At 63.4% G+C, this 1,394-nt stretch carries 3 protein-coding genes; 2 read left to right on the top strand and 1 reads right to left on the bottom strand.

What is annotated here, in order from left to right:
* A partial coding sequence (locus tag AHiyo1_RS02045) for a pirin family protein (RefSeq protein WP_148667421.1) occupies window positions 1-331 on the bottom strand: 331 nt, incomplete at its 3' end.
* Between the two features lie 56 nt (window positions 332-387).
* Between AHiyo1_RS02045 and AHiyo1_RS02050 the strand changes: the two genes are divergently transcribed.
* Window positions 388-846: an NUDIX hydrolase gene (locus AHiyo1_RS02050; protein ID WP_059387458.1), complete on the top strand. Its 459-nt coding sequence runs from the start codon at window positions 388-390 to the stop codon at window positions 844-846.
* Window positions 847-983: 137 nt separating this feature from the next.
* Window positions 984-1,394, top strand: a 411-nt coding sequence (locus AHiyo1_RS02055) for an ATP-binding cassette domain-containing protein (RefSeq protein ID WP_113990533.1), incomplete at its 3' end; no start/stop codon positions are given.

Genomic DNA, 1,394 nt, shown 5'->3' on the forward strand with positions numbered 1-1,394 from the left:
TGATGTTCAACTGCCCGGGACGGACCAGCACGTCGCTTCCGACGCTGTCGCGGTGCCGCACCTCGCCCTGGAGGGGCCACGTGACCGTCTGAAGTCCCATGTGCGGGTGGGGAAGGACGCTCATCGCGATGCGGTCCGGGCCGAAGCTGTCCAGGAAGCACCAGGCTCCAACCGTCGGCATTCCGCGTTGGGGGAGGGTGCGCGAGACGTTCATGGCCCGGACGCCGCCGAGGGGAACCTCGCGGGCCGGCCAGAGCTGTACAAAAGGTCCTTGCCCGGGATGTCCGGCCGGGCAGACTTCCTGGGACGGGGCCGTTTCCAAGTTGGTCACAATACAACTCCATGTGCTGAACAGTGTTCCCTCCAGCTTAGGCCTAGGCTGGCTCCATGAGCATGCAGTTCGACACCCGCCCGGCCGCGTACGGAGTGGTCATCCGCGACGGAGCGATCCTTCTCGCCTATTGGAAGCAAGACGGCAAGGAAGGCTGGACCCTCCCCGGGGGAGGCCTGGATTTGGGGGAGCATCCAGTCGACGGTTGCCGCCGCGAGATCCAGGAGGAAACCGGATACGACGCCGACATCGGAGCGATGCTCGGCATCGACGTCGGCCACTGGCCGGGTGAGGAGCGGCTGGACGGATCAGGCCGTGATTTCCAGGCAATCCGGCTGGTCTACGAGGCAAGCATCACGGGCGGCGAATTGACCCACGAGATTGACGGCAGCACTACCCACGCCGCCTGGGTGCCGCTGGGCAAGGTTCCCGGACTGAACCGGGTGTCACTGGTGGACATCGGCCTCCGCCTGCTCAGTGAGCGTCCCCTCAACGGAAAACTGCAGACGCCCTGAGCATTGCCGATTCATTACGGTCTTCGCGCCTGCACTGACATCGTCGGTGGTGCTGGTTAGGCTGTAGAACATCAGTTCGCTGTTGATTGAGTTCCATCGTTGATATTTGCGGCCCAAGAAGTTAGGTAAGCCCCGGAATGGCTGAAGCCATGATTGAGTTCCAGAGCGTCACCAAGCAGTATCAGGGCGGACAACCCGCTGTTGATGGATTGAGCATGTCCATCGACAAGGGTGCCATCACCGTGTTCGTCGGACCCTCGGGCTGCGGAAAGACCACGTCCCTGCGGATGATCAACCGCATGGTAGAGCCCACCTCGGGCACCATCACCGTGGCCGGCAAGGATGTCTCGAACGAACCTGCCGCCCAGTTGCGCCGCTCCATGGGTTACGTCATGCAGTCCTCAGGACTCATGCCGCACCGCTCCGTGCTGGACAACATTGCCACCGTTCCGCGGCTCAACGGCGTTTCCAGGGCGGCAGCCCGCAAACGCGCGGAAGAACTGCTCGACGTCGTCGGCCTGGCTTCCGTGCTCGGCAAGCGGTACCCG

Source organism: Arthrobacter sp. Hiyo1 (genome assembly GCF_001263615.2).
GTDB lineage: Bacteria > Actinomycetota > Actinomycetes > Actinomycetales > Micrococcaceae > Arthrobacter.